We start from the raw sequence: 610 nt of genomic DNA on the forward strand, positions 1-610 counted from the left end.
TTCGACGAGCCGGTCAACGGCCTGGACCCCGAGGGCATCCTCTGGGTCCGGAACCTGATGAAGGCGCTCGCGGCGGAGGGCCGTACGGTCTTCGTCTCCTCGCACCTGATGAGCGAGATGGCGCTGACCGCGGACCACCTGATCGTCATCGGGCGCGGCCAGCTGCTCGCCGACATGAGCGTGACGGCCTTCATCTCGGCGAACTCCGCCGACTTCGCGCGGGTGCGCACCCCGGACACCGAGCCGCAGGTGCGCGAGAAGCTGACCTCCGCGCTGACCGAGGCGGGCGGGCACGTGCTGCCCGAGCAGGACGGCGCCCTACGGGTGACCGGGCTGCCGCTGCCCCGGATCAGCGACATCGCGCACGAGTCCGACGTACGCCTGTGGGAGCTGTCGCCGCACCAGGCCTCGCTGGAGGAGGCGTACATGCGGATGACGCAGGGCGCCGTCGACTACCGGTCGACCGTCGACCAGAAGGCCGGGCTCCAGCAGCCGCTGCCGCCCGGCGCGCAGCCGGCGATGCCGGTGCCCGGGCAGGGCCAGCCCGGCTGGTACGCCCCGCCGCCGCCCCAGCAGGGCGGTCAGCCCGCGCCGGCGCCGCAGGTCCCGC

Annotated in this window: 1 protein-coding gene; it reads left to right on the forward strand. The window is 73.9% G+C overall.

Annotated elements, in window-relative coordinates:
- A partial coding sequence (locus GTW67_RS27990; RefSeq protein ID WP_524539832.1) for a DUF8746 domain-containing protein occupies positions 1 to 610 on the forward strand: 610 nt, incomplete at both ends.

The organism is Streptomyces sp. SID5910 (genome assembly GCF_009862125.1).
Taxonomy (GTDB): domain Bacteria; phylum Actinomycetota; class Actinomycetes; order Streptomycetales; family Streptomycetaceae; genus Streptomyces.